At 72.3% G+C, this 26,384-nt stretch carries 29 protein-coding genes and 1 pseudogene; 18 read left to right on the forward strand and 12 right to left on the reverse strand.

Translation table 11 applies throughout. The annotated features are described in order from the left end of the window. Nucleotides 1-4: 4 nt before the first annotated feature. Nucleotides 5-283 (reverse strand): hypothetical protein, encoded by a 279-nt coding sequence (locus tag OG509_RS06750; RefSeq protein WP_406180926.1) that lies wholly within the window; start codon nt 281-283, stop codon nt 5-7. Nucleotides 284-437: 154 nt separating this feature from the next. Here OG509_RS06750 and OG509_RS06755 point away from each other — a divergent pair, with 154 nt between their 5' ends. Together OG509_RS06755 and OG509_RS06760 are read left to right on the forward strand one after the other, a co-directional pair. After that, a complete protein-coding gene (locus tag OG509_RS06755; protein ID WP_406180927.1) occupies nt 438-1,724 on the forward strand; it encodes a VWA domain-containing protein in 1,287 nt (428 codons plus the stop codon). Continuing rightward, complete coding sequence (locus OG509_RS06760; RefSeq protein WP_406180929.1) at nt 1,724-2,557, forward strand: hypothetical protein; 834 nt, start codon at nt 1,724-1,726, stop codon at nt 2,555-2,557. The genes OG509_RS06755 and OG509_RS06760 overlap by 1 nt, the downstream gene beginning before the upstream one ends. A 63-nt stretch (nt 2,558-2,620) precedes the next feature. On the opposite strand, the gene OG509_RS06765 is transcribed toward OG509_RS06760, so the two are convergent. From OG509_RS06765 to OG509_RS06775, 3 genes are read right to left on the reverse strand one after another with little or no spacing between them, the layout of a single operon-like run. Then, entirely contained in the window at nt 2,621-3,427 is an 807-nt protein-coding gene (locus OG509_RS06765) for a hypothetical protein (protein WP_406180931.1), read from the reverse strand. Beyond that, the gene (locus OG509_RS06770) at nt 3,424-4,077 is read right to left on the reverse strand and encodes a response regulator (RefSeq protein ID WP_406180932.1); all 654 of its coding nucleotides are present in this window, start codon (nt 4,075-4,077) and stop codon (nt 3,424-3,426) included. The genes OG509_RS06765 and OG509_RS06770 overlap by 4 nt, the downstream gene beginning before the upstream one ends. Continuing rightward, entirely contained in the window at nt 4,065-5,300 is a 1,236-nt protein-coding gene (locus tag OG509_RS06775; protein WP_406180934.1) for a histidine kinase, read from the reverse strand. The genes OG509_RS06770 and OG509_RS06775 overlap by 13 nt, the downstream gene beginning before the upstream one ends. 178 nt (nt 5,301-5,478) lie before the next feature. Here OG509_RS06775 and OG509_RS06780 point away from each other — a divergent pair, with 178 nt between their 5' ends. Next, nucleotides 5,479-5,883 (forward strand): LPXTG cell wall anchor domain-containing protein, encoded by a 405-nt coding sequence (locus tag OG509_RS06780; RefSeq protein WP_406180936.1) that lies wholly within the window; start codon nt 5,479-5,481, stop codon nt 5,881-5,883. 130 nt (nt 5,884-6,013) lie between these two features. Then, nucleotides 6,014-6,286 carry a hypothetical protein gene (locus OG509_RS06785; RefSeq protein WP_406180938.1) on the forward strand — a complete coding sequence of 91 codons (273 nt, stop codon included), beginning with the start codon at nt 6,014-6,016 and terminating at the stop codon, nt 6,284-6,286. Here the strand turns inward: OG509_RS06785 and OG509_RS06790 are convergent. Further along, nucleotides 6,280-6,963: a DUF2278 family protein gene (locus OG509_RS06790; protein ID WP_406180940.1), complete on the reverse strand. Its 684-nt coding sequence runs from the start codon at nt 6,961-6,963 to the stop codon at nt 6,280-6,282. The two genes, OG509_RS06785 and OG509_RS06790, sit on opposite strands and share 7 nt — an antisense overlap. A gap of 143 nt (nt 6,964-7,106) precedes the next feature. On the opposite strand from OG509_RS06790, the gene OG509_RS06795 reads away from it, so the two are divergent. Next, complete coding sequence (locus tag OG509_RS06795; RefSeq protein ID WP_406180941.1) at nt 7,107-7,775, forward strand: DUF6445 family protein; 669 nt, start codon at nt 7,107-7,109, stop codon at nt 7,773-7,775. Nucleotides 7,776-7,802: 27 nt separating this feature from the next. On the opposite strand, the gene OG509_RS06800 is transcribed toward OG509_RS06795, so the two are convergent. Next, complete coding sequence (locus OG509_RS06800) at nt 7,803-8,987, reverse strand: acyltransferase family protein (protein WP_406180943.1); 1,185 nt, start codon at nt 8,985-8,987, stop codon at nt 7,803-7,805. Between the two features lie 274 nt (nt 8,988-9,261). Between OG509_RS06800 and OG509_RS06805 the strand changes: the two genes are divergently transcribed. After that, nucleotides 9,262-9,927: a molybdopterin-dependent oxidoreductase gene (locus tag OG509_RS06805; protein WP_406187492.1), complete on the forward strand. Its 666-nt coding sequence runs from the start codon at nt 9,262-9,264 to the stop codon at nt 9,925-9,927. Continuing rightward, entirely contained in the window at nt 9,911-10,561 is a 651-nt protein-coding gene (locus OG509_RS06810) for a cytochrome b/b6 domain-containing protein (protein WP_406180945.1), read from the forward strand. Before OG509_RS06805 ends, OG509_RS06810 begins: the two co-directional genes overlap by 17 nt. Before the next feature lie 55 nt (nt 10,562-10,616). Here the strand turns inward: OG509_RS06810 and OG509_RS06815 are convergent, their stop codons facing one another. The 3 genes and pseudogenes from OG509_RS06815 to OG509_RS06825 all read right to left on the reverse strand — a co-directional run. Continuing rightward, nucleotides 10,617-12,185 carry a hypothetical protein gene (locus OG509_RS06815; protein WP_406180947.1) on the reverse strand — a complete coding sequence of 523 codons (1,569 nt, stop codon included), beginning with the start codon at nt 12,183-12,185 and terminating at the stop codon, nt 10,617-10,619. Nucleotides 12,186-12,336: 151 nt separating this feature from the next. Continuing rightward, on the reverse strand, nt 12,337-12,531 hold the full coding sequence (locus OG509_RS06820) for a hypothetical protein (RefSeq protein WP_385586334.1): 195 nt from the start codon (nt 12,529-12,531) through the stop codon (nt 12,337-12,339). A gap of 98 nt (nt 12,532-12,629) precedes the next feature. Then, nucleotides 12,630-12,946, reverse strand: a pseudogene (locus tag OG509_RS06825) (ABC transporter ATP-binding protein); the annotation flags it as partial. Nucleotides 12,947-13,055: 109 nt separating this feature from the next. Here OG509_RS06825 and OG509_RS06830 point away from each other — a divergent pair. Both OG509_RS06830 and OG509_RS06835 read left to right on the forward strand, forming a co-directional pair. Then, on the forward strand, nt 13,056-14,024 hold the full coding sequence (locus tag OG509_RS06830) for a fibronectin type III domain-containing protein (RefSeq protein ID WP_406180949.1): 969 nt from the start codon (nt 13,056-13,058) through the stop codon (nt 14,022-14,024). 84 nt (nt 14,025-14,108) lie between these two features. Further along, on the forward strand, nt 14,109-16,211 hold the full coding sequence (locus OG509_RS06835) for an ATP-binding protein (protein ID WP_406180951.1): 2,103 nt from the start codon (nt 14,109-14,111) through the stop codon (nt 16,209-16,211). Nucleotides 16,212-16,355: 144 nt separating this feature from the next. Here the strand turns inward: OG509_RS06835 and OG509_RS06840 are convergent, their stop codons facing one another. Next, nucleotides 16,356-16,541 (reverse strand): DUF5999 family protein, encoded by a 186-nt coding sequence (locus OG509_RS06840; protein ID WP_030158228.1) that lies wholly within the window; start codon nt 16,539-16,541, stop codon nt 16,356-16,358. Between the two features lie 361 nt (nt 16,542-16,902). On the opposite strand from OG509_RS06840, the gene OG509_RS06845 reads away from it, so the two are divergent. Further along, nucleotides 16,903-17,649, forward strand: a complete 747-nt coding sequence (locus OG509_RS06845; RefSeq protein WP_406180953.1) for a hypothetical protein — start codon at nt 16,903-16,905, stop codon at nt 17,647-17,649. A gap of 33 nt (nt 17,650-17,682) precedes the next feature. On the opposite strand, the gene OG509_RS06850 is transcribed toward OG509_RS06845, so the two are convergent. Next, nucleotides 17,683-18,915 (reverse strand): acyl-CoA dehydrogenase family protein, encoded by a 1,233-nt coding sequence (locus OG509_RS06850; protein WP_406187493.1) that lies wholly within the window; start codon nt 18,913-18,915, stop codon nt 17,683-17,685. Nucleotides 18,916-19,108: 193 nt separating this feature from the next. Here OG509_RS06850 and OG509_RS06855 point away from each other — a divergent pair, with 193 nt between their 5' ends. After that, a complete protein-coding gene (locus tag OG509_RS06855; RefSeq protein ID WP_030860645.1) occupies nt 19,109-19,753 on the forward strand; it encodes a TetR family transcriptional regulator in 645 nt (214 codons plus the stop codon). A gap of 39 nt (nt 19,754-19,792) precedes the next feature. Here the strand turns inward: OG509_RS06855 and def are convergent, their stop codons facing one another. Then, nucleotides 19,793-20,356, reverse strand: coding sequence for a peptide deformylase (def, locus tag OG509_RS06860; protein WP_406180955.1), 564 nt, complete (start codon nt 20,354-20,356; stop codon nt 19,793-19,795). A gap of 122 nt (nt 20,357-20,478) precedes the next feature. Here def and OG509_RS06865 point away from each other — a divergent pair, with 122 nt between their 5' ends. The 7 genes from OG509_RS06865 to OG509_RS06895 all read left to right on the forward strand — a co-directional run bounded on the left by OG509_RS06865 (nt 20,479) and on the right by OG509_RS06895 (nt 26,354). After that, a complete protein-coding gene (locus OG509_RS06865) occupies nt 20,479-21,717 on the forward strand; it encodes a MurT ligase domain-containing protein (protein WP_266669266.1) in 1,239 nt (412 codons plus the stop codon). Nucleotides 21,718-21,736: 19 nt separating this feature from the next. Further along, on the forward strand, nt 21,737-22,465 hold the full coding sequence (locus OG509_RS06870) for a type 1 glutamine amidotransferase (RefSeq protein ID WP_406180957.1): 729 nt from the start codon (nt 21,737-21,739) through the stop codon (nt 22,463-22,465). Nucleotides 22,466-22,680: 215 nt separating this feature from the next. After that, a complete protein-coding gene (locus OG509_RS06875) occupies nt 22,681-23,706 on the forward strand; it encodes a 6-phosphofructokinase (RefSeq protein WP_385586306.1) in 1,026 nt (341 codons plus the stop codon). Between the two features lie 92 nt (nt 23,707-23,798). Continuing rightward, on the forward strand, nt 23,799-24,761 hold the full coding sequence (locus OG509_RS06880; protein WP_406180960.1) for a cytochrome c oxidase assembly protein: 963 nt from the start codon (nt 23,799-23,801) through the stop codon (nt 24,759-24,761). A 32-nt stretch (nt 24,762-24,793) separates the two neighbouring features. Further along, on the forward strand, nt 24,794-24,952 hold the full coding sequence (locus tag OG509_RS06885) for a hypothetical protein (protein WP_406180962.1): 159 nt from the start codon (nt 24,794-24,796) through the stop codon (nt 24,950-24,952). Between the two features lie 178 nt (nt 24,953-25,130). Next, nucleotides 25,131-25,628, forward strand: a complete 498-nt coding sequence (locus OG509_RS06890; protein ID WP_406180963.1) for a DUF6328 family protein — start codon at nt 25,131-25,133, stop codon at nt 25,626-25,628. A 15-nt stretch (nt 25,629-25,643) separates the two neighbouring features. After that, complete coding sequence (locus tag OG509_RS06895) at nt 25,644-26,354, forward strand: lysophospholipid acyltransferase family protein (protein ID WP_385586295.1); 711 nt, start codon at nt 25,644-25,646, stop codon at nt 26,352-26,354. Nucleotides 26,355-26,384 lie beyond the last annotated feature (30 nt).

Raw genomic sequence — 26,384 nt, forward strand, 5'->3', positions numbered from 1 at the left:
CGCGTCAGTAACGACGCGGGGACATGACCTGGGGAACGGCGTCCGGGGCCTCCAGGACGCAGCGCGGGACGCCGGGGCCGGGTGTCGCACGTACGGACACCGATGTCGGCGGATCGGTCGGGATTTCCACCTGCACCGTGACGGGCCGGTCGTGGTGCGTGGTGCCGTGCCCGGTCTCCTTGCCGTCGACCAGGATCTCCACCTCGACGTGGCGGCCGGTCTCGACGGTGGCGCTGACGGAGTGCCCCGCATGATCGATGTGGAAGTGATGGCGTCGTCTCATGAGATCGCCTCCGTCGGGGCACTGCCGACCGTCCCCCCGTCCAGGGTAGCCGCGGGCGGCGCCGACGGCAGGTCGGCCGTGGGCGGCGGCGGGCGGCCGGGCTTCCCCGGGGAGCGTTTTGGCTCCGGGGGCCGATCCTCAATACGATCCGGCGATGATCACAAGAAAATGGGTGGCGGCCGGGGCCTGCGGCCTGTTGGCCACTCTGGCGGTCGGGCTCTTCCCGGCGAATGCCGCCGCCGGTGAACCGGTGGCGAAGGAGTCCCCCAAGGTCGAGCTGGTCCTCGACGTCAGCGGCTCGATGCGGGCGACCGACATCGACGGCAAGTCCCGGATGGCCGCGGCGAAGCAGGCGTTCAACGAGGTACTGGACGCCACGCCGGACGAGGTACGGCTCGGGATACGGACCCTGGGGGCCACCTATCCCGGTGACGACCGGCAGCTCGGCTGCAAGGACACCAAGCAGCTCTACCCGGTCGGCAAGCTCGACCGGACCGAGGCGAAGACGGCGGTGGCCACCCTGGCCCCCACCGGCTGGACGCCGATCGGGCCCGCCCTGCTGGGCGCGGCCGAAGACCTCAAGGGCGGTGACGCCACCCGGCGGATCGTGCTCATCACCGACGGCGAGGACACCTGTGCCCCGCTCGACCCGTGCGAGGTGGCCCGTGACATCGCGGCCCAGGGCATCCACCTCGTCATCGACACGCTCGGGCTCGTCCCCGACGCCAAGACGCGCAACCAGCTGATCTGCATCGCCGAGGCCACCGGCGGCACCTACACCTCGGTGCAGCACACCGCCGAACTCTCAGGCCGCGTCAAGCAGTTGGTGGACCGGGCGGCGACCCCGGTCGTCACCCCGGTGGCCACCGAGGGCGCCAAGCAGTGCGCCGGCGCGCCGCAGCTCGGGGCGGGCCTGTACACCGACCGCGAGACGTTCGGCGAGCACCGCTGGTACCGGGTGGACGTCAAACCCGGCCAGGAGCTGCGCGCTTCGGTGAGCATCGCCGCCGACCGCGCCGTCAGCAACGACTACGGGGTCATGCTGCGCGCGACGACCGTGCACGGACGGGAGATCGTCCGCGGCTCGGAGGCGGGCGACGGACGTACCGACATGATCTCGACCGGTCTGCGCTACCCGAAGGCCGAACTCGACGACCCCGACGCGGAGAAGGACGGTGACGGCAAGCCGGCGGTGGAGACCGTCTGCCTGCAGGTCAGCAACTCCTTCTCGGCGCCCGCCTCGGTCAAGACCACGCCGGGCCTGCCCGTCGAGCTCACCATCGACGTGGTCGACGGGCCCGACGGCGCGTCCGACGCGGCGGCGTTCGGTCTCGGCCGCGGCTGGTGGCTGCTCGGCGTGCTGGTGCTCGCCGGCCTCGTCGCCGGTCTGCTGTGGGGCTGGATCTCCCGCTGGCGTATCTCGGTCTGGAGGACCAACTGATGCGTACCGTACGCATACTGACCGCCGCCGCCCTCGCCGCAGGCGGTGTGCTCGCCATGGCGGGCGCCGCCCTGGCGGACACCCCGTCGGCGAGCGCGAGCGCCAGTGCGAGCCCGGGCGGCAAGGCCTCCGGGCCGACCGAGGCGGGCACGGCCTTCCGTACCGCCACGGCGATCCAGCCGGGCCAGCGGGCCACGGCCGACGCGTCCACCGGTGACTACCTGTACTGGGCGGTCCCGCTGGACTCGGGGCAGCGGGCCACGGTCAAGGCCACGGTGAAGCTGCCTCCGGCGGCGAACCGGCACGGAGCCTCGACCTGGCAGCTCGACGTCTACGACGGGCTGCGCCGCCGCCAGGCGTGCACGTACGGCACGCAGCAGGCCGCGGCGGCCAAGGAGGCCGCCTCGGTCGAGCTGTCCTGCACCCTGCGCACCGTGCGCCCGGGTGCGGAGCCCTGGGCCAACGACCCGCTGCCCGGCAGCTACTACGTCCGTCTGACGGTCGTCGGCGTGGCGGAGGAGGACCTCGGTCTTCCGGTACGGGGCGAGGTCGAGGTCTCCACCCGCGACACGGGAGGCGCCTTCGCGGTGGACGGCGCCCTCGCGGCACCGCTCGTACCGGGCATAGGCAAGACCGTGCAGGCGGGCTCGGGCAGTCCGGCCCCGCAGCCGGCCGCCGTCGGCGAGCCGGCCGACGGCTGGTCCGGCGGCCGGTGGTCCGACCGCTGGGTCTGGACGGCGGCGGGCGGACTGCTCGGCGCCCTCGCCGGCATCTTCGGGTACTCCCTCACCCGCGGCGGCGGCCGCCCCTCCCGGGTCCCGCCCCGCGCCTGACGGCCACGGCGGCCACGGCGCCCCGCCGTGGCCGCCGCAGCACACTTCCCAGGGGCGCGGCCCTCAGTAGCCCGCCTCCGCGCGGCCCGCGTCCGCCGAAATGTCCAGCCGGCCCGGCGCGGCGGGGTCGTCCATACCGGGCGCGACGTCACAACGGCCCGCCCCGGCACGGGCCGTGACCCGGAAGCGGGTGTCCGCGGGCACGGTGAGCCGGAGCCGGCCCGCACCCGCCCGGGCGGTGACCCGCTCCGGCGGGGCGGCGAACCGGGCGACGGCCGAGCCCGCCCCGGCCCGGATCTCGGCCTGCGGCGAGCTGAGCCCCGAGGCTTCGAGCGAGCCCGAGCCCACGCTCGCCCGCAGCGGTCCGCGCAGCGCGCTCAGCCGGAGCGTCCCGGCACCGACCTCGGCGTCGACGGCGCCGCCCAGCCCGCTGATCACCACCGTGCCGGAGCCGGCCGTCACCTTCACCGGGATGCCGGCGGGCACGGTGACGCCCAGGTCGACCGAGCAGCCGACGCCCGATGTCACGAGGTCCGCGACCGCGGGGCAGTGCGCCGTCAGCTTCAGGGTGTCGCCGAGCCAGCTCTCCTCGATCTTCGGGGCGGCCACCGACCAGTGCGTCTCGGCCCGGTAGACCACCTGCCCGTCGGAGCGGGGGGTGAGGCGCACGTCGGCACCGCCCGCGTCGATCTCCACGGCGGACACCGGCCGTTCGCCGCTGCCGCCGCTCAGCGTCCCGCTCTCGCTGGAGGCGTACGACCAGACCTGCCAGGCGGCGGGGGCGACGACCGACACGGCGCTCAGGGCCGCGGCCGCGATCCACGCCGTGCGCCGGGGACGCGACCCGCCCGGGCGTCCGCCCCCGCTCACGAGGTGCCGTCCAGGAAGCGCAGGACCGCGAGGACCCGCCGGTGGTCGCCGTCGGCCTGCGGCAGGTCCAGCTTGGCGAGGATGTTGTTGATGTGCTTGGCGACCGCGCTCTCGCTGACGACGAGCTGCACCGCGATCCCCGCGTTGGAACGTCCCTCGGCCATCAGCGCGAGCACCTCCCGCTCGCGCGGGGTGAGCCGCTCCAGCGGGTCGAGGCCCCCGCCGCGGCGCAGCAGCAGCTGCGAGACGACCTGCGGGTCGAGGGCGGTGCCGCCGGCCGCGACCCGCCTGACGGCGTCGATGAACTCCTCGACGTCGGCGACCCGCTGCTTGAGCAGGTACCCGATGCCCCCTGCCCGACCGGCCAGCAGGTCGGCGGCGTAGCGCTCTTCCACGTACTGCGACAGCAGCAGGACCGAGGTCCCGGGCCACTGTTGACGGACCATCAGGGCGGCGCGTACGCCCTCGTCGGTGAAGCCGGGCGGCATGCGGACGTCGACCAGGGCGAGGTCGGGCTCGTGCGCGGCCACGGCGGCGAGCAGTCCCTCGGCGTCCCCCGTCTCGGCGGCCACCTCGAACCCGGCCATTTCGAGGACCTTGACCAGCCCTATTCGCAGCAGGACCGAGTCCTCGGCGATCACAGCCCGCACGGCAGCTCCACAGTCACGACGGTCGGGCCCCCGAGGGGGCTGTTGATCAGGATGGTTCCGTCGACCGACCCTACGCGTTTGCGCAGGCCCACCAGCCCGGTCCCGCGGGCCGGGTCCGCGCCGCCCACCCCGTCGTCGGTGACGGTGATGCGCAGCAGGTCGGCGTCCCGGCGGGCCTCCACGCGGCAGCGCGAGGCCTTGGCGTGCTTGGCCACGTTGGCAAGGGCTTCGGAGACGACGAAGTAGGCGACGGCCTCGACGGTGGGGCCGGGCCGGTGCGCCAGCTCCACGGTCAGTTCGACGGGCAGGGGCGCCCGCGCCGCGATCCCGGAGAGGGCCGCGTCGAGTCCGCGGTCCTCCAGGACCGCCGGATGCAGGCCGCGTACGAGGCTGTTGAGCTCCTCGATGGCCTCCTTGGCCTCCCGGTGGGCCTCGTCGATCACGGCCTTCGCCTCGGGCGGCAGATCGGTGAGCGTGGCCCGGGCGATGCCGAGGTTCATCGCGAGGGCGACCAGGCGCTGCTGGGCGCCGTCGTGCAAGTCCCGTTCGATCCTGCGGCGTTCGAGGTCGGCGGCGTCGAGGACGTCGGCCCGGCTCTCGGCGAGGTCCTCGACGCGGCGTTCCAGCTCCTTGGCCCGGTTGGGTCCGAGGAGGGAAGCCGCGGCGAACGCGTCGAGCCGGGCCAGGGCGGCGGCCAGCCACGGAGTGGCGAGCAGCAGCAGAGCGCCGAGCACGGTGGCGGCGTCGTAGGCCCGGGTCCAGCCCGGGTACGCCTCCTCGGCGGGTAGCAGCCACGACCATCCGTACACGGTGGCCCCGGCGAACCCGCACGCCCAGGCGAGGACGATCAGCGCCCCGCCCACCCCCGCGAGCGGGCTGACCAGCAGGTGGTACCCGTACTGCCGCCAGGTCGACTCGGAGCGCAGCCGTTCGAGCAACGCCCGCGGACGCAGCGGCCGGTGTCCGTACGCGACGGCCGGAATCTCCCGCTCCAGCAGCTCCCGGAACCGGCTGCGCTGGAGCCGGGTGAGCAGCGGGGTCAGGAGCAGCAGCGCGAACAGCGTGAACGGGGCGGCTTTGAGGAACACCAGCACCGATACGGCGGGCAGGGCCATCGGGATCGCGGCGGCGGTGAACGCGGTGCTGCGCCAGGCCCACGCCGACCAGGGCGCGTGGTCGGCGATCCAGCGTGTGGTACGCCTCGGCGCCCCGGAAAGTCCCATGCCCGTACGGTAATCGCACTGGCCAGCGCCGCTCCATCACCCTGGTACCCGGTCGGGGGTGTAGCCAGTGCCACCCCCGGTTCGGACGGTGCCGCTACTGATTTCGGTCCTCCGCGCGACCAGAGTGATCGTCGTACCCGGAGGACGGACCACCGGGGCCGGAAGGAGCTCCACCGCCATGACCCTCGTCGCCCCGCGCTTCCAGGCCCGCCGCACGCCCCGGCCCCGGTCGGCCACGCTGCTCACCGGCGCCGGGGTGGTACTGCTGCCGTGGATGGTGGTGCTGGCGAAGACGCTGCCGCAGACCGCGGAGGTCGCGAACTGGTCCACCGCCTGGATCGGGCTGGACGCCCTGCTGGCCGCGGGACTGAGCGGTACGGGTCTGCTGCTCAGGCGCCACGATCCCCGCGCGGCGCCCTTGGCGGCCGCGACGGCCGCGCTGCTGCTGGTGGACGCCTGGTTCGACGTGACGACCTCGGCTCCGGGCGGCGCCCGGGCGACGGCCCTGGCCCTGGCGGTGTGCGCGGAGCTGCCGCTGGCAGCGGTCTGCGCGGCGGTGGCGACCCGCCGCCCGGTGCTCTAGCGTCGGAAGGGCGGGGGTGACCGATGCGTCGAGCCCGTCGCTCCCCGGAGTGCCCGCTCCGCGCCGCCTCCGCCCGTGGTCCGGCGCACCGGCGGACCACGTGACCGACCGAGAGAGCAGGTGCATCCGCATGCGTCCGTCGGCCCGTATCACCAGCGTCCTCGCCGGCTTCGTCCTCGCCGCCGGGGGTGCCCTCTTCGCCGCCCCGGCCGCCACCGCCGCCCCCACCAGCATCCAGGAGTGCGAGCAGTACCTCGTACAACACGGCAAGCAGGTCACGGACGGCGTGGGGCAGGCGTGCTACGAGGGCCAGATCGGCAACCAGACCAGCTGCGCCGCGAGCCTCCAGGCGGTCGGCATCTCCGCGAAGGACGCGAGCGGGGCCTGCCGCGCGGCTCACTGAGGGGTGTGCGTCGCCGAGGAGACCGGATGACCGTCGGCGTCGGTGGGTTCCCGCTGCGTGGAGAACCTGGAGACGAACACGTCGAAGAGGCCGTCCGGGCGCCGGGTGAGCGTGGCCCCGTCCTGCCAGATGCCGTTGTCCGGCCACCACTGGCTGCCGTAGGGGTCACCCTGGTTCTGGTGGATGTTGTGCATGCCGAGCCCCTCGTCGAAGGGTTCGCCGAAGACCAGGACCGGCCGGCCCACGACGAGGATCGGCTCCAGCGCCTGCGAGGCCTCCAGGTACGAGCCCGAGATCCAGGGGCGGGGCGGGTTGAACCGGTCCAGGATCCGCTGGAACCACTGCGGCGGGTGGCCGCCGAGCAGACAGCCGGGCCGGTCCGCGAGCGCCGGGTGCCGGAGGTAGTCGAGCGCGCCCGATCCGGAGGTCCGGGCGAGGTCGTGGTAGCCGGGTGACGGCGAGGCGACGGGGTCGAGCACCGAGGCGTGGAGGGTGAAGACCTTCCACTGGACCCCGATCGTGGAGTGCTTGCTGTCCACGTCGACGGCGCATTCGTAGCGGCCGGCGGGCGCGTCGACCTCCAGGTGGACGTGGAACCAGCGGCCCTGGTCGTCGAGCCGGTCACGGAAGTGGCGGTGCAGGGTTCCGGACAGCACTCCGTAGTTTTCGAGCGGCATGCCGCCAGTGAACCACCCGGTCCGCCCGGTGGCGGGCGCCCGCAGGCGTGTCCCGGCGATCTCCCCACCCATGGCGAACACTTGACGGAACGTTGACTCCTTCCGGAGCGAGCGGCACCGGGCCCGGTGGCTACCGTCCCTGCATGCCCCTACCTCCCCCCCTCCCGGTCCTCCCGTACCGCAAGCCGACCCGTGGGCGCGACTACTGGGTACTGGATGACGTACTGCCCGACCCGGACGCCGTACGGGATCGCTGCCTGGCCAAGGACGACTGGACCGAGGGCTATCCGCACAAGCCCGAGAGCTGGCCGGGGCTGCGCGCGATGCCGGGTCTGGAGCCCGATGAACTGGCCCTGGTGGAGCGGCTGGTGCGCAAGTGCACCGGCGCGCCGAAGATCTGGGCCGAACGACCAGCGGGCGGCGGAACGTTCAACCACAACTGCGTCCAGGTCGTCGGCGAGGGCGAGTGCGAGCCGCGCCCGCACACCGACTCGCGCAGCCTGTGCCGCTACGCCGCCGTGCTCTACCTCAACCCGAAGGTGCCGAAGGACTGTGGGACGAGCTTCTACCGCCAGAGCCTGCCGGGCGGCGCACTGGGCGGCAACCAGGTGATCGCACCGCACAACAACCTGGTCGACGCACTGGGCACCCGCTTCGTCTCCCCCGATTCCTTCACCGAGGACGTACGGGTCCCCCATCGCGCCAACCGGCTGCTGCTCTACTCCGCGAACCTGATCCACAGCGCCACCGGCTACTGGGGCCAGACCCTGGAGGAGAAGCGGATGACGGCCGTCTTCTTCTGGAAGGCGTAGCGCCGCCGCGGGATTCGGGCCGCCGGTTCAGCGACGGGGCGTGCGGACGCGCTCCGCCTCGGGCGCCGGCGGCTGGGCCGGGACCGCGGGGACCGGTTCCGGGTGCGCGGTGTGCCGGCGGATGTCGTGCACGGCGCGGCGCATTCCGGTGCGCAGCCGGCGCCCCAAGGGGCGCTCTATGAGCCGGTGCACGAGCCAGGCGAGCGCCACCATGAGCGCGGTGACGCCCAGGACGAGGGGGACGGGCCGCACCTCGTGGCGGAAGTGGTGGATGACCGTCAGCCCGGCCATCATGTGGATCAGGTACAGCGGGTAGGTGACCTCCCCCGCGTGCCGCAGCCAGCGCCACCGGACGCGGTCGAAGGCACCGAGGGCGATCCCCGCCATGACGAGGAACCCGCAGGCGATGAGGACGTGGGCCGGCCAGACCGGCGTCCGCGCGGCGACGCCGCTCCCCAGATTGCTGATCATCCGGCCCTGGACGTAGCTCTGCGCCAGGACGAACTGAAGGCCCGCGATCCCCCACAGGACTGCGTTGGGCCCGAAGCGGCGCATGAGGTGGAAGGCGATTCCCGCGATGAAGTACGGCGAGAAGGTCGGGATCGCGAAGAAGGACAGCACTCCGCTGTCAGCGGTGGGTGCCACCACTCCGGCCACGGTCCAGACCGTGCAGAAGACCACGCAGTTCCGGTAGGTGACGCCGCGCAGGACGACCAGCGCGAACAGCGCGTAGAACTTCAGCTCGACGAAGAGGGTCCAGTACGCGTCGTCGATGTGCGGGACCTTGATGCCGCCCTGGAGCATCGACAAGTTGACCACGACGTCGCTGAACGCCTTGATCCCGCGCACCTCCGGCCAGGCGAACAGGACGCCGGCCGTGAAGAGGACGGCCGCCCAGTAGGCCGGGAACAGCCGGGCGATGCGGGAAGTGGCGAACTCGCCCACACCGCGGCCCCAGGCGCTCATGCAGATGACGAACCCGCTGACGACGAAGAAGATCTCGACGCCCAGCCAGCCGTAGGCGGCGCAGGTGCTCATGACGGGGAAGACGGTGGCGGCCGGTTCTCCCCAACCACTGTCGAGTGCCAGGTAGTGGTAGCAGAGGACACCCAGCGCGGCCACGATCCGGACGCCGTCCAGGGCGGCCAGGCGGGCACCGCTCCCCGGCACGGCCCCCGGCCCGGGGTGTCCGATGGCTCTCGACGCGCTCATACCGTGGTTGCCGCTTCCGTGTGTGACTGCCCGATGAACGGATTTGATCAACGGGCACCCTACCGGTCACCCCACCGGCACCCCTGTTCGCCTGTGCGCCTGTTCGCCGGGCAAGGTGTGACGGAAGTCTGACGGACCGCCGCCGGGCCTGGCGCGGGCGCGGCCGCGGTGGTCGAATCGGGCTGTGAGCCCAGCACCCACAGCCGTACCCGCACCCCAGCCACCGGACCCCGACGGTCAGGGCACGCCCGTCGGGCGCCGCCTGGTCCTCGGCATGGTCGGACTCGGCGCCGCCGGGCTGGTCACCGCCCCGTACCTCCAGGACGGCTTCGACGCCTTCCTCGGCGCGGCCTCGGCCAAGGACCCCACCGGCCTCACCGGCCTGCTGCCGAACGGCGGCGGGTTCCGCTACTACTCGGTGGCCTCCTCCGTCCCCGAGCGCGGCCCCGAGAACTACCGGCTCACCGTCGACGGCCTCGTCGACCGCCCCATGACGTACACCCTCGACGCGCTCCGAGCGCTACCGCAGACCCGCGTCGTACGGGACGTCCAGTGCGTCACCGGCTGGCGGGTTCCCGGCACCCCGTTCGAGGGGGTGCCGCTGGCGCGGCTGCTCGATGCCTCCGGGGTGCGCCCGGAGGCCCGGGCCATCCGCTTCAGCTGCTTCGACGGCACCTACACCGAGTCGCTGACCCTCCCCCAGGCCCGCCGGGACGACGTCATGGTGGCGCTGCGGATGCAGGACAAGCCGCTGAGCCACTCGCACGGCGGTCCCGTCCGGCTGTACGTCGCCCCCATGTACTTCTACAAGTCCGCGAAGTGGCTCTCCGGCATCACCCTCACCCGTGACGTGGAACCCGGCTACTGGGAGGACCTCGGGTACGAAGTCGACGCCTGGGTCGGCCGGTCGAACGGACGCGACGATGCCCCGACCGTCTGATCCGGTACGGCAGCGCACCGAGCGGATCCACCGGTTCAGCCGCGCCGAGCGGTGGATCCACCGGTCCACCGCCGCGCTGATGGGCCTGTGCGTCGCCACGGCAGCCTGTCTGTACCTGCCTCCGCTCGCCGAGCTCGTCGGCCGGCGCCACCTCGTCGTCACCGTGCACGTCTGGTCCGGGCTGCTGCTCGTCGCGCCCTTCCTGCTGGGGCTCGCCTCACGCGCCTTCCGCGCCGATCTCCGGCGCCTGGGCCGGTTCGGGCCGCACGACCGGGTCTGGCTGCGGGCCGCCCTGCGGCGCGACCGGGTGACCAGGCGGCCCGCCGGGAAGTTCAACGCCGGGCAGAAGGTGTACGCGGGCTGGCTGGCCGGGGCGGTACTGGTGATGGCGTGCACCGGCATGCTCATGTGGTGGACCGGGCTCGTACCGCTGGTCCAGCGGACGGCGGCCACCTTCGTCCACGACTGGCTGGCCCTCGCCGTCGCCGTCGTGCTCGCCGCGCACATCGGCAAGGCCCTGGCCGACCCCGAGGCGCGCCGCGGGCTGCGTACCGGCTCCGTAGGCCGTGCCTGGGCCGAGCGCGAGCACCCGCTGTGGCAGCCCGAGCAGGCTGAGCGGGCCGAGCAGCCCTGACGCCCCGAGGACTGAGGGGCCGGCCGACGCGGATCGCGCGTCGGCCGGCCCGGCGTCAGCCGCCGTCTCGTACCGCGACGATGCCGTTGAAGACGCCTACGTACGCGGTGCCGTCGGGCCCGAGCGTGATCGGCGCCCAGTTGTTGTCGTACAGCGGCCCGGTGCCCGTCAGCTGCCGCCAGCGGCGCTCTCCGGTGCGGAAGTCCACCGCCGTCAGGTACCAGGCGTCGATCCCCCAGGCGTTGGGCTCCTTCTCGTAGAAGTACAGCAGCCCGTTCGCGGTGGAGAGCTTCGGGACGACGGAGGGCGAGCGGACGGAGCTCTGCCACACCGTGTCGCAGCCGCTGCCGTCGGCGCGGACGTCGATCCGGCTCGCCCCGCCGACGACGGACTTGCCGAGCAGCAGGCTGGTGAGGTTCTCGTAGCCGTAGTTGTTCTCGACGACGATGCTGTTGCCCCAGGTGATAAGGGAGTTGTCGGTGGTCGAGGCACCGCTGCCGAACACCGGGACCTTGCAGACCAGCCGCCGGTCGGCGGGTACGTCAGTGCCCCGCCGGTAGACCAGGACGTTCATCCGGTCGTCGGCGTTGTCGGTGATGGCGACGTAGCCGTCGCCGAAGAGGTCCGGGGTGGTGCCCGAACCCTGGTTCACGGAGCCGGGTTTGGTTCCCGTACCGCGGTCGTACGTCTGGCGCCACTGCATTTCGGGGGTGCCGTCGGTGGCGGCGCGGAAGCTGTAGAGGGCGTGGTCGGAGACGATCGACACACCGTCCTCGGCGACCGAGAAGGAGTTCTGGATCTCCTCGCCCGGGAGGCTGATCGAGCGGATCTGCGAGGTCCCCGGGTCCACGGTGCCCACGCGGCCCTGGCGGGTGACCCACCAGATGCGGCCGCTCCAGTCGGGCATCACGGAGGTGACGGGGTCGCAGGTGCCGCTGGGCCGCAGGTTGGTCCAGGTGACGCAGTCGTGCGGGACCTGGCCGGTGAGGTCCCAGTCGTCGTCGACGGCGAACGTCCAGCTGCCGTCCGGCTGCTGTGCGTGCGAGAGGCGCAGGATGTGCTGGCGGGAGTCGGCCAGCACGGCCCGGTCCTGGTCGTCCAGGTAGAAGTAGGCGCCGCCCGAGGTGTCCTTGAAGATCTTCGAGAAGTCGAGGGAGGTGATCGCCTCGACCATCGAGGAACGCTGCGGGAGCTGGTGTTCCGCGAGCGTGGCCAGCGTACGGGGATCGAGGAGCTTGACCTTGAAGCCGGTGAAGGTGCCGCACACCGTGACCAGCCGGCCTCCCGAGTCGAAGGTCGCGGTGGCGCATTCGCCGCCGAGGGCGGCGATCTTCTCGCTGCTCACCTGCGGGTTCCGGCCGAGCGGCCCGGACCAGGGGGAGGTGGCGCTGCCCCCGGCGTCGGAGTGCATGCCGCTGCGGCCGTTGGGCGCGAGGAAGGGGTGCTGGGGCGGGGCGTCGCCGGGCAGCGGCACGGCAGCCGCGGGGGCGCCGTCGTAGTGGCTGACCAGGCGGTGGCCGGGGGCCTGGGGTATCTCCGCGGCCTGCGCCGGGGAGATCCCGTACATCGCGGTGAACACGATGAGGGCGGGGACCACGGCGCAGTTCAGCGCTCTTCGGAACATCCGGGCTTCCTCCGTTCTCTTCCGTTGTTGACAGTTCGTATGACGTCGCGCCGCCGCCAGACGCTAGATCGCACGGCCTGAGGAGTCCATGGAGGAGCCGGATGATTCATGAAGGCGCAACAGTTGATCAATTCGCCGCGGACCGGCCGGCTTACGGGCGCAGACCGGAGACCACCTGGGCCGTGGCCGTCAGACCGTCGTGGATGGTCGCCGCCATGCTGCTGCTCGCGAGGTAGAAGCCGAGCAGTACGCAGACGAGGGCGTGGGAGAACTTGAGGCCGCCGCTGCGCATGAAGATCCACGCGAGGACGAGGAGCAGCACGACCACGGAGAGCGAAATAACCATCGATACCTCCTTAGGCGGCGCCATCGTGGCGCAGGAGGGGGTGCCTTCGGGCGAAACCCGTGTCCGCCGTACGGGTGTTGACCGTCCGTGACGGGCGATCAGTGCTTGACGATCCCGTCCCAATGGGTCGTACGGTCGCACCGGCGGGCGAGCGGGACCGGATCGTGGCCGACCGCCGGCGGCCCGGCCCCCGTGTCGGCGCGGTACTCCTCGGCCACCCCCACCAGGGCGGCCGTGGTGGAGGCGTCCAGCATCGCGGTCATCTCGTCGCAGACCGGCCGGGCGGGCGCAGTACCAAGGCGCGGGCCAGGCAGGCGCGTTGCAGCCGGCCGCCGCTGACCTCGTGGGGGCGCCGGGCGAGCAGATCCTCGCCGAGGCCGACACGCGCGGCCAACTCGGGGACGATCTCGTCGGCATCGGCCGACGGGGAGAGAGCGCCGCGCGCGGGTCTTGCCGCACCGCCCGCAGCCATGCCATATATGTCTAGACCTTTACGAGGAAGCGGAAGCCGAGGAAGGCCCACCGTGCGACGCACCGCCCCCCTGCTCGCCCTCTGCCTGGCCGCCACCGGGCTCGCTACCGGGCTCGCCGCCTGCACCGCCGCCGACACCACGCCCCCCGCGGCCCCCGCCGGGATCACCGCGCAGGCCGGCAGCGCCACCTCCGTGCACGTGATGTGGCAGGCGGCGGCCCCGGCCGACGCGGTGACCAACTACCAGGTCTTCCAGGCGGGCCGGCTGGTGCGCGAACTCCCGGCCGACAAGACGATGGTGGACATCACCGGCCTCACCCCGCAGACCGGCTACGCCTTCACGGTCCGGGCCCGGGACGCCGCAGGGAACACCTCCGCCCCGAGCGCCTCCGCCGAAGCCACCACCCCGCCCGCCAAGGCCGAGGACCGCCAGCCTCCCACCGCCCCCGCCCGCACCACGGGCCGGGCCGACGGGCCCCGGTCCGCCACGCTGTCCTGGGCCGCGGCGAGCGACGACACCGGCGTGACCGCGTACGACGTCTACCAGGGCGGCATACGGATCCACACGGCAGGCCCCGGAGAGACCGGCACCACCCTGACCGGCCTCCAGCCGGACACCGTCTACACCTTCACCGTCCGGGCCCGCGACGGCGCGGACAACTCCTCCCCCGACGGTCCGGCGGTGGACGTGACCACCCCGCCCTCCGCCGGGCAGGGCCCGGGCACCGCGCCCGCCGAGTTCACCGCGACCGCCTCCCCCGGCGTCGTCACGCTGACCTGGACCGCCCCGGACACCGGCCGCCCGACCGCCGAGTACGAACTCCACGTCAACGGACGGCCCGTCACCGTCATCCAGTTCGGCTCCGGCGCCGCACCCGCCTCCGGAGCATCCGGGGTGGAGCACCGGATCACGGTGACCGAGCCGGCCGGCACCCGGTGGACCCTCAAGCTGCGCGCCCGGCTGCCCGACGGCAACTGGGGAGCCTTCTCCGCGGAGCGGAGCATCGTACTCGTGGCATGAGGCGCACGGCCCGTCTCCCGGCAAGGTGACGGCAATCCGAACGGAACGGCACGAACGGGCAAGAAGATCGCGCACAATACACCCGTGTTCGGTGAGTACGCGTTCAACAGAAAACGGCCGGATTCCGCGGAGCCCGACGGCGATCCCGAGCCGGCTCCCTGCGCCCCGCCGGGAAATCTGCCGCCCGGCCCGACGGGGTTCATCGGGCGGGAGAGCGAACTCGCCGAGCTGCACTTCCTGTTGCGCTCCCGCAGGCTGACCACCCTCACCGGGGTGGGCGGCGTCGGCAAGTCCCGCCTCGCCCTGCGGGCCGTCAACGATCCCGAACAGGCCCGGCCCGACGGGGTCTGGTGGGTGGAGCTCTCACCCCTGCGCGACCCCGGCCTGCTCACCATGACCGTCGCCCACGCCGTCGGCCTGGCCGACCACTCCGCCCGCCCCCTCGACGAGGAGCTGTGCGCGTGGATGGCCGACAAGGAACTGCTCCTCGTCCTCGACACCTGCGAGCACATGGTGGCCGAGTGCCGCCACCTCGTCGGTGAACTCCTGCAGTCCGCACCCGGGCTGACGGTCCTGGTCACCTCCCGGGAGCCCCTCGACAGCCCCTGCGAGAAGGTCGTCGAAGTCTGCCCGCTGCCCTGCGACGGCCCCGAGAGCGACGCCCTCGCCCTCTTCCGCGCCCGGGCCGTGGCCTCGACCCCCGAGGCCGCGGCCGCCTTCGACGACCCCGAACGGGCCCGGCTCGCGGCCGGGGTGTGCCGCCGCCTCGACGGGATCCCGCTGGCCCTGGAACTCGCCGGCGCCCGGCTGCGGGTGTGGACCCTGGAGCAGATGGCGCAGCGCCTGGGCACCCGCTTCGCCGTGCTGTCCGACAGCGGGCCCGTCCACCAGCCCCGGCACCGGACGATGCGGACCGCGATCGGCTGGAGCCACGAGCTGTGCGAACCGGTGGAACGGCTGCTGTGGGCCCGGCTGTCCGTCTTCACCGGGGACTTCGACGCCGCCGCCGCCCGGGCGGTGTGCTCGGGCGGCCCGCTGCCCGCCTCCCGGGTGGAGCGGGTGCTCGCGGGCCTGGTCGCGAAGTCCGTCGTGCGGCGCACCCTGGAGCGCGGGGCGGGCGCCCGCTACCGGATGCTGGACACCATCCGCGAGTACGGCCACGACTGGCTGACCGAGCTCGGCGAGGTACAGACCGTCGCCGACCGGCACGCCCACTGGTACGCGGCGCTCTGCCAGGCCGCCGACCGGGGCTGGATGAGCCCGGACCAGGTGGACTGGTACCGCAGGATGACCGCCGAGCACGCACAGCTGCGCACGGCGCTGGAACACCTCCTCGGCGCGGACCCGGCGGCCGCTCTGGAGATGGCCGGGGCCCTGTGGTTCTTCTGGTTCTCGTGCGGGCACGTCCACGAGGGACGCGGCTTCCTGGAACGGGCCCTGCGGACGGCACCGGGCACCGGCGCCGCGTACACCCAGGCCCTGTGGGCCCTCGGGCTGACCGCCCTGCTCCAGGGCGACATGGACGCGGCCCGGGAGCTGGGCGCGGAGTGCACCCGCACGGCGGCCCGGCTGGCGGATCCCGAGCCGGAGCTGCGCGCGGCGTATCTGCACGGGGTGTCGGTCCTGATGCCCGGGGACCCCGTACGGGCGCTGGAGCTGGCCGGGCCCCGGGCGCGGGCCGGCCACGGCGGCCGTACGAGCGGCCCGGGCTGGCTGCTGTGCCGGCTGGCCACCGGCTACGCCCTGTGCGACCTGCAGCGCTTCGAGGAGGCCGCGGAGGAGGCCCGGGAGCTGCGCGAGGCCTGCGCGGAGCTGGGCGAGCGCTGGCTGCGGGCGTACGCGGACTACGTGCTGGCGGTCGCGGCGCTCGGGCTCGGTCACTACGGGGAGGCGGCACGCCACGTACGGGCGATGCTCTCCGGGAAGCGGCTGCTGGGCGACCGGTTCGGCATCGCGCTGGGCCTGGACGTGCTCGCGGCGGCGGTGGCGGCGCTGGGCGACGGGGAACTCGCGGCGCGGCTGCTGGGCACCGGGCACGCCTGGTGGCGCACGGTCGGCCGGCCGCAGATGGGCTCACCCTCGCTGACGGCCTTGCGGGACCGGGGCGAACGGCAGGCCCGCGCGGCGATCGGCGACGAGGCCTACGAGGCCGCGTTCCTGGGCGGAACCGCGGCGTCCACCAGCTGAACTCCAGCCGGTGGGGCCGCGTAACGTCGGGGCTCCCGTCAGTACGGGAGGGGTCTGCCCGACGGTGTGCGCAGGTCCAGGTCTCGTGGTGCGGGCTTGGGGACGGGCTTGCGGATCAGCTGCTGGCGCATGCGGCCTCCTAGCTCAGACCAGGGCCGGGCGGCGGGGTTCCACCGCGCGGCCGTCGGGGAGCAGCTCACCGGTGTCGTCGAAGACCACCAGGCCGTTGCAGAGCAGGCTCCAGCCCTGTTCGGGGCGGAAGGCCACGGTGCGGGCGGCGTCGTGATCGGCGCTGTCGGCGGACGGGCAGGGGGGCTGGTGGGAGCACATGGCGCACCTCCTCGCAGTGTGGGGCGGGAGGGCCGGTGGTCACCCGGTCGAATCCGCGATCCACGGTGGCGGTGAGTATTGCTGATCGCCGCCCCCGGACGGAACCCATATTCGTGGTCCAGTTCAGGGTGTGTATGCCCGCTCACCATGCGCTCATGCCCGGTATTCGGATCGTTCACCCGACGCCCCTTGGAGGGGGCGGCCACGGGGGCCTCGGCGGTGTTCGCGGCGCGTACGGGAGTGGCCGGGATCACGTTCGGCGCGGGCCCGTTGGCCGGCTGCCGCGGACATCGAGACGCGGGCTAGGGTGCCGGTGATCACCGACCGCCCGGTGGTCGCCGCGAGACCCGAGGAGACATCCGTGGCCACTCCGCCACCGCAGCACGGCGCCGGCCCCTACCACCCGTACGCCCCGCAGGGCAGCCCCTACCCGTACGGCGTGCCGCCGCAGGCGGTCCCGTACGGCCTCCAGCCGGGGGTGCAGGCCCCGTACGGCTGCCGGGTGTGCGGGGCCCAGCCGGCGGTGCAGGCCACCGTGCGCGGGCACCAGGGCATGCTCGTCCTGATGCGGTTCCTGCGCCAGGAGGGGCCGTTCTGCCGCGACTGCGGGCTCGCCACCTACCGCAAGATGTCCGCGGACACGCTGTGGCAGGGCTGGTGGGGCCCGCTGTCGGTGTTCATCACGCCCGTCACCCTGCTGATGAACCTCGGCGCGCGGGCGCGCTTCCTCAAGCTCGCTCCCCCGGCGGGCGCCATCGTGCCCTCCCTGAACCCCGGCAAGCCGCTGTGGCGCCGGCCGTCGGCGCTGCTCTTCCTGGTGCCGCTCGTGCTCCTCGCCTTCGCGCCCCCCGTGCTCGTGCTGCTGGGCCTGATGGCTGGGGGCGACGAGCTGCCGACCGGCCCGGCCATCGGGACGTGCGTGCGCGATGCGGACAAGCTGCGCAACGAGAAGCTGGTGCCGGAAGCCTGCGGTTCCCCGCTGGCCAAGTACCTGGTCACCAAGGAGCGGGGCACCGGCGGCGCGGACTGCGCCGACGGCGACCTGATCAGCGTCCCCGACAAGTGGGTCGAGGGCGCCCACTCGCTGTGCCTCACGCCCGTGCACTGACGGACTCACGCGTGAGGCACGGCGCGCGAGCGGCTAGCGGATCGGCATCTGCGAGATCGTGCGGGCGATCACCAGCCGCTGGATCTCGCTGGTGCCCTCGAAGATCGTGTAGATCGCGCTGTCGCGGTGCATGCGCTCCACCGGGTACTCGCGGGTGAAGCCGTTGCCACCGAGGATCTGGACCGCCTGGGCGGTGACCTTCTTGGCGACCTCGCTCGCGAACAGCTTCGACATGGACCCCTCCGCCGAGGTGAAGGGCTTGCCCGCGACCGCCATCCAGGAGGCCCGCCACACGAGCAGCCGGGCCGCGTCGATGGAGGTCCTCATGTCGGCGAGCTGGAAGGCCACGCCCTGGTTGTCGATGATCGGGCGGCCGAACTGCGTACGGGTCTTGGCGTAGTCGAGGGCCACCTCGTACGCCGCGCGCGCCGTGCCGACGGCCATGGCGCCGACCGCCGGGCGCGAGGCCTCGAAGGTGGCCATGGCGGCGTTCTTCACGCGCTCGCCGCCACCGCCGGCCCTGGCCCGCTCGTGGGCCCGCGCGAGCCGCTCGTCCAGCTTCTCCTTGCCGCCGAGCAGGCAGGAGCCGGGGACGCGGACGTCCTCCAGGACCACCTCGGCGGTGTGCGAGGCGCGGATGCCGTGCTTCTTGAACTTCTGGCCCTGGGACAGGCCCGGGGTGTTCGGCGGCACGATGAAGGAGGCGTGGCCCTTGGTGCCGAGCTCGGGGTCGACGACGGCGACGACGATGTGGACGTTGGCGATGCCGCCGTTGGTCGCCCAGGTCTTGGTGCCGTTCAGCACCCACTCGTCCTTGGCCTGGTCGTAGACGGCGCGGGTCCGCATCGAGCCGACGTCGGATCCGGCGTCCGGCTCGGAGGAGCAGAAGGCGGCGACCTTCACGTCGTCGGGCGTGCCGTACATCTGCGGGATCCAGGTCCCGATCTGCTCCTCGGTGCCGTTGGCGACGACGCCGATGGCGGCGAGCCCGGTGCCCACGATCGACAGGGCGATGCCCGCGTCACCCCAGAACAGCTCCTCCATGGCCACCGGGATGCCGAGGCCGGTAGGGTCGAAGAACTGCTGGGCGTAGAAGTCGAGCGAGTAGATGCCTACCTTCGCGGCCTCCTGGATGACGGGCCACGGAGTCTCTTCGCGCTCGTCCCATTCCGCGGCGGCGGGCCGGATCACTTCGGCCGCGAAGCCGTGGATCCAGTCGCGTACCTGCTTCTGGTCGTCATTGAGCTCCATGGTGAACTCCGCCATGTTCCCCTCCAGCTGTGCGTCCACCAGTGCGTTACTAGCGGTAACCCGTACGGTGGCCACAGTCTGTTACCGACGGGTAATCACTGTCAAGCAGAGCCGTCCACAGTGCAGCCGATTCAATCGCGAGGGTGTGCGGGGTGTTACGTTGCGTGGGCGTCACGCACCATCGCAAGGGCGGGGAGAGAAACACGTCATGGAGACCACTCAGCAGGCCGGCGAACCGGGAGCGGCCGAGCGCCGCAGGCGGGAGCTGCTCGAAGCGGCCGACCGGGTCGTCCTCCGGGACGGCCCCAAGGCGTCCATGAACGCCATCGCGGCGGAGGCCGGCATCACCAAGCCGATCCTCTACCGGCACTTCGGCGACAAGGCCGGGCTCTACCAGGCCCTCGCCGTCCGGCACACCGACGCCCTGCTCGACTCGCTGCGGGCCGCGCTGGACGCCCCGGCCGAGCGCCGCAGCCGCGTGGAGTCCACCCTGGACACCTATCTCGCGGCCATCGAGGCCCGGCCGCAGGTGTACCGGTTCCTGATGCACCCGGCCGAGGACTCGCACGCCGCCGAGCGGGGCTTCGACGTGGGCCTGCACTCGGCCCCGCTGCTGCGCCGGCTCGGCGAGGAGCTCGCCGACGTGATCGGCGAGCGCGTGGACCTCGGCCCCGGCGGCGAGCGCCTGGCCCGCATCTGGGGCCACGGCATCGTCGGCATGATGCACGCCGCCGGCGACTGGTGGCTCGGCGAACGCCCCTGCGACCGCGCGGAGTTGGTCACCGGGCTCACCGACCTGCTGTGGGGCCGGCTGGCCACGGCCGGCAACCGTGTGGACGGCCCGGGGTTCTGACGGGCCCGGCAGCCCGAGGGCCCGCCGGATCGGCCGCGCTCAGTTCTGCGCGGCCCCGGCGGCCCGTGCGCCCCACGGCGTCTTGCGGATCGCCCGCCGCAGCCGCCTGGCCCGCAGCCCGGTGACCCGGTCCGCGTAGACCGTGCCGTCGAGGTGGTCGCACTCGTGCTGGAGGCAGCGGGCGAAGAACCCCGTGCCCTCGATCCGTACGGGCGCGCCGTCGGAGGTGACCCCCTCGACGACCGCGCGGTCGAAGCGGACCGTGCCCGCCTCCAGGCCGGGCAGCGACAGGCAGCCCTCGGGGCCGCGGAACTCGTCCCCGTCGGCCACCACCAGACGCGGGTTGACGATGTGCCCGACGTGGCGCACGTCCTCGTCGTCGGGGCAGTCGTACACGAACACCCGCTGCCCGACGCCGATCTGGTTCGCGGCGAGACCGACGCCCTCGGCGGCGTACATCGTCGCGAACATGTCCTCGATGAGCCGGTCGAGGGCCGGGCCGAATGCGGTGACCTCCGCGCACGCCGAGTGGAGCACCGGGTCGCCCAGCAGGCTCATGGTGCGGACGAGGCCGGTGGTACCGGGGATGGGGCGCTGTCGCATGGCCGTAAGGGTACGACGGGCGAATATATGAGGAGATCCGCGGCGCCCTGGGGCGCCGCGGTCAAGGCCCCGGCCGGTACTGGATAGGCTGGGGCCGACCGACGCAAGGAGGACAAGGGACGATGGCAGGCAACACAGAGCCGCTTTCGCCGCGGGCCAAGCTGGCCGTGACGGCGGGCAAGGCCGCGGCGGCGGTGTCGCGGGCCGCGGGACGCGGAAGCGGATCGGTGATCGGTGGCAAGGTCGCACTCAAACTCGACCCCGATCTCCTCGGAGCGCTCGCGCAGCATCTCGACGTCGTCCTCGTCTCCGCGACGAACGGCAAGACCACGACGACCCGGCTGATCGCCGAGGCCCTGCGGGCCAGCGGTCCGGTCGTCTCCAACGCCCTCGGCGCGAACATGCCGGCCGGCATCACCTCCGCCCTCGCGGGCGGCTCGGACGCCAAGTACGGCGTCATCGAGGTGGACGAGAAGTACCTCGCCGGAGTGGCCCGGGACGTCACCCCCAAGGTGATCGCCCTGCTGAACCTCTCCCGCGACCAGCTGGACCGCGCCGCCGAGACCCGCATGCTCGCGGAGAAGTGGCGCGAGGGCCTCCAGGGCTCCAAGGCCGTCATCGTCGCCAACTGCGACGACCCGCTCATCGTGTGGTCGGCCTCGTCCTCGCAGAACGTGGTGTGGGTCGCCGCCGGCCAGGAGTGGAAGGACGACGCCTGGTCGTGCCCCTCCTGCGGTGGCGTCATGCAGCGCCCCGGCGACGACTGGTTCTGCGGCGAGTGCGGTTTCCGGCGCCCCACCCCGAGCTGGGTGCTGTCCGGGGACCACGTACTGGACCCGCACGGCTCGGCCTGGCCGATCCACCTCCAGCTGCCCGGCCGCGCCAACAAGGCGAACGCCGCCACCTCGGCCGCCGTGGCCGCCGTCTTCGGCGTGCCGCCGCAGGTCGCGCTGGAGCGGATGTACCAGGTGCAGGCCGTCGCCGGCCGCTACGACGTGGTGAACTTCCAGGGCCGTGAGCTGCGGCTACTGCTCGCGAAGAACCCCGCGGGCTGGCTCGAAACGTTTTCGCTGATCGACCCGCCGCCGACCCCGGTGATCCTCTCGGTGAACGCGCGCGGCGCCGACGGCACGGACACTTCCTGGCTCTGGGACGTGGACTACCCGCGCCTGGCCGGCCACCCGATCTTCGTGATCGGCGACCGCAAGCTGGACCTGGCGGTCCGCCTGGAGGTCGCGGGCCTGGACTTCCGCGTGTGCGAGACCCTCGACGAGGCCGTGCAGCTGGCGCCGCCCGGGCAGATCGAGCTGATCGCCAACTACACCGCCTTCCAGGACGTGCGCCGCCGCGTCGGCAACTAGAACCCTCAAGGACAAGAGCATGAGCGACAACAGCCTGCGTCTGGTGTGGGTCTACCCGGACCTGCTCAGCACGTACGGAGACCAGGGCAACGCCCTCGTGGTGGAGCGCCGGGCGCGCCAGCGCGGCCTGGACGTGCAGCGCGTGGACGTGCGCAGCGACCAGCCCATCCCCACCTCGGGCGACATCTACCTGATCGGCGGTGGTGAGGACCGCCCGCAGCGGCTCGCCGCGGAGCGCCTGCTGCGCGACGGCGGCCTGGAGCGGGCCGTCTCGAACGGGGCGATCGTCTTCTCCGTCTGCGCCGGCTACCAGATCCTCGGCAACGAGTTCGTCAACGACATGGGCGAGCGCCAGGAGGGCCTCGGCCTGCTGGACGTGGTCACCGTGCGCGGCGAGGGCGAGCGGTGCGTCGGCGACGTCCTCGCGGACATCGACCCGCGCCTGAACCTGCCCCAGCTGACGGGCTTCGAGAACCACCAGGGCGTCACCCACCTCGGCCCGACCGCGAGGCCCTTCGCCCGCACCCGGCTGGGCCGCGGCAACGGCACGGGCGACGGCACCGAGGGCGCGTACAACGACACGGTCTTCGGCACCTACATGCACGGCCCCGTGATGGCGCGCAACCCGCAGATCGCGGACCTGCTGCTGAAGCTGGCCCTCGACGTGAACGCGCTGCCGCCCATCGACGACCAGTGGTACGAGGCGCTGCGCGCGGAGCGCATCGCGGCGGCCACGCAGCCCGCGTAACACCCGCGCGGACCGCTCATCGGGGCGGCCCCGCAATCATGTGTTCGGCCCGGTTTTCCCTTGGGGGAACCGGGCCGACGTGGTTTCGTACGACGAGTATGACCAGCATGTGGAGGATGGTTCAGTCCACCGCTCCACCGCTTGTAGGGTGGCCGTAGTTCCAACCGGACGACGTGGTCCGGTCGTCGGCCCACGTTGCAAAGGTTCTTCCTGCCATGCGCATTGGTGTGCTCACTTCCGGCGGCGACTGCCCCGGCCTCAATGCCGTCATCCGCTCCGTCGTGCACCGCTCCGTCGTCGACCACGGCGACGAGGTCATCGGCTTCCACGACGGCTGGCGCGGCCTGCTGGAGTGCGACTACCGCAAGCTCGACCTCGACGCCGTGGCCGGCATCCTGGCCCGCGGCGGCACCATCCTCGGCTCCTCCCGGGTGCAGCCCGCGCACCTGCGCGACGGCGTGGAGCGGGCTCGCGGGCACGTGGCCGACCTCGGCCTGGACGCCATCATCCCGATCGGTGGCGAGGGCACCCTGAAGGCCGCGAACCTGCTCTCGCAGGCCGGTCTGCCCATCGTCGGCGTCCCCAAGACCATCGACAACGACATCGCCTCGACGGACGTCACCTTCGGCTTCGACACCGCCGTCGGGGTCGCCACCGAGGCCCTGGACCGGCTGAAGACCACCGCCGAGTCCCACCAGCGCGTGATGGTCGTGGAGGTCATGGGCCGCCACACCGGCTGGATCGCCCTGCACTCGGGCATGGCCGCCGGCGCGCACGCCATCGTCGTCCCGGAGCGCCCCTTCGACATCGACGAGCTGACGGCGATCGTCGGCGAGCGCTTCTCCGCGGGCAAGCGGTTCGCGATCGTCGTGGTCGCCGAGGGCGCCAAGCCGCGCTCCGGCTCCATGGACTTCCAGGAGGGCGGCACCGACCAGTACGGGCACGAGCGCTTCGCCGGCATCGGCAACCTGCTCGCGGTCGAGCTGGAGCGGCGCCTGGGCAAGGAGGCCCGTCCGGTCATCCTGGGCCACGTCCAGCGCGGTGGTACGCCGACCGCGTACGACCGGGTCCTGGCCACCCGCTTCGGCTGGCACGCGGTCGAGGCGGCGCACCGCGGCGAATTCGGGATGCTGACCGCGCTGCGCGGCACCGAGATCGAGATGGTCCCGCTCGCCGACGCGGTACAGACCCTCAAGACGGTCCCGGCGGAACGGTACGCCGAGGCGCAGAACGTTCTGTGATGTTTCCCCCCTTCTGACCCTGCCCCCGGACGCGTTCGCCTCCGGGGGCGGCACTACTGTGGTGGGGCACCACGGGTCAAGGGAGTGAACAGATGGATCACAGCGGTCACGGCATGGACATGAACATGGACATGGACCTGCCGCCGTTCACTCTCGGGCGCGGGCTGGAGTTCTCCTTCGACGCGTTCTTCCTGATCGGCTCGCTGGTGGGCCTCGGCCTGTACGCGTGGGGCGTGGTGCGACTGCGCCGGCGCGGGGACGCCTGGCCGCTGGGCCGGACCATCGCCTTCACCACGGGTGTGCTGACCGTCGCCCTGATGATGTGCACCAAGCTGAACGACTACGGCATGGTCATGTTCAGCGTGCACATGGTCCAGCACATGGTCATCAGCATGCTCTCCCCGATCCTGCTGCTGCTGGGCGCGCCGGTGACGCTGGCGCTGCGCGCGCTGCCGCCCGCCGCACGGGGCGTCAAGGGACCGCGTGAGCTGCTGCTGATGCTGCTGCACAGCCGCTACATGAAGGTGATCACCCATCCGGTGTTCACGATCCCCCTGTTCATCGCCAGCCTCTACGCCCTCTACTTCACCCCGCTCTTCGACTTCCTGATGGAGAGCAAGGCCGGGCACATCGGCATGATGGTGCACTTCCTGGCCGTCGGCCTGGTCTTCTTCTGGCCGATCATGGGCGTGGACCCGGGTCCGCACCGCCCCGGCTACGTGATGCGGATGCTGGAGCTCTTCGCCGGCATGCCGTTCCACGCCTTCTTCGGCATCGCGCTGATGATGGCGAGCGAGCCGATGATCAAGACGTACGCGAACCCGCCGGCCTCCCTCGGCATCGATCCACTGCTCGACCAGCAGTGGGGCGGCGGCATCGCCTGGGCCTTCAGCGAGATCCCCTCGGTGCTGGTGCTGATCGCGCTGGTCTACCAGTGGTACCACTCCGAGCAGCGGGCGGCGAAGCGCTCCGACCGGGCCGCGGACCGCAACGGCGACCAGGAGCTGGAGGCGTACAACTCCTATCTCGCCTCGCTCCAAGCGCGTGGCCAGTAGCGCGCCGGTACCTTCGCGGGCGACCATGGGGCATGACCGGATCCGTTAAGGCGATGGCCGTGATGACCTTCGCCGCTCTGGTGGCCGTCGCCACGTACTCCGTGGCCCTCGGCAGCAACGGCTGGCTGTGGTTCGGCTGGGTGGTCCTCGGCCTGCTGACTGCCGCCATGGCCGCGTCCAGCAAAACCTGAACCAGCGCCTCCGCACCTCCCTTACACCTCCCGCCGCAGCCTCCCCAGGCCTGGCCCCTTTGGCCGATTCCGATCGGCCCCCACATGAACCCCCGGCAACGCCGTCCGTTCTATTAGGCAACGGAGGTCAGCCAAGGAAGTTCCATGTGACGCCGAACCCCACGGCCTGGAGGATCCCATGTCCCACGGCACCGACGGCGCTCCATACGCCGAACCCGGAGAGGACGAGGCCGCCGGCAAGGCCTACGCCGAGATCCTCCAGGAGGTACGCATCGCGCAGACGGCGGTGCAGTTCCTGCTCGGATTCCTCATGGCCGTGGCAGTGAGCCCGCGCTTCGCCGCCCTCGCGGCGGCCGACCGGACCGTCTACGTCACCGCGCTGGTGCTGGCGTTCGGGGCGGTCGGTTTACTCACCGCGCCCGCGCCCCTGCATCGGCTCGTGTGCGATTCGATGGACAAGACCCGGCTCGTGCACATCGCGGGGAGGCTCGCCCTGTGGGGCGTCCTGCTGCTGATGCTGGCGATGTCGGCGGCCGTACTCCTCGTCCTCAGCCTGGTCCTGAGCCTGTCGCAGGCCGGGCTGCTGGCCGCGGTGATCCTGTGCTGGCTGGTGGGATTCTGGTTCGCCATGCCCATCTGGCACCGCGTCCGGCACACTGACCTGACCCCCAGGTGAAGGGAAAATGCCCCGGTGTTCTACCAATTGCTCAAGCACGTGCTGCTCGGTCCGCTGCTCCGGCTGCTGTTCCGGCCGCGCATCGAGGGACTGGAGAACATCCCTGCGGAGGGAGCCGCGATCATCGCGGGCAACCACCTGTCGTTCTCCGACCACTTCCTGATGCCGGCCATCCTCAAACGCCGGATCACCTTCCTCGCGAAGGCCGAGTACTTCACCGGTCCCGGGGTGAAGGGACGGCTGACCGCGTTCTTCTTCCGCAGCGCCGGGCAGATCCCGGTGGACCGCTCCGGCAAGGACGCCGGGCAGGCCGCGCTGCGCGAGGGGCTCGGGGTACTGGCCAAGGGCGAGCTGCTGGGCATCTACCCGGAGGGCACCCGCTCGCACGACGGGCGGCTCTACAAGGGCAAGGTGGGCGTGGCCGCGATGGCGCTCGGGGCCGGGGTGCCCGTCGTACCGTGCGCGATGGTCGGCACCTTCGAGATCCAGCCGCCCGGGCAGAAGATCCCGAACATCCGGCGGGTGACCATCCGCTTCGGCAAGCCGCTGGAGTTCTCCCGGTACGACGGGATGGAGGGCGAGCGGGCCGTTCTGCGGGCCGTCACCGACGAGATCATGTACGCGGTCCTCGGACTGTCCGGCCAGGAGTACGTCGACCGGTACGCCGCCGAGGTCAAGGCGGAAGAGGAGGAAGCGCGGAAGAAGGCCCGGCGCAAGACGCGCTGAGCCTTCTCCCGTGCCGTGCCCTACCGAGCC

It is taken from the genome of Streptomyces sp. NBC_01006 (genome assembly GCF_045162725.1).
Taxonomy (GTDB): Bacteria; Actinomycetota; Actinomycetes; order Streptomycetales; family Streptomycetaceae; genus Streptomyces.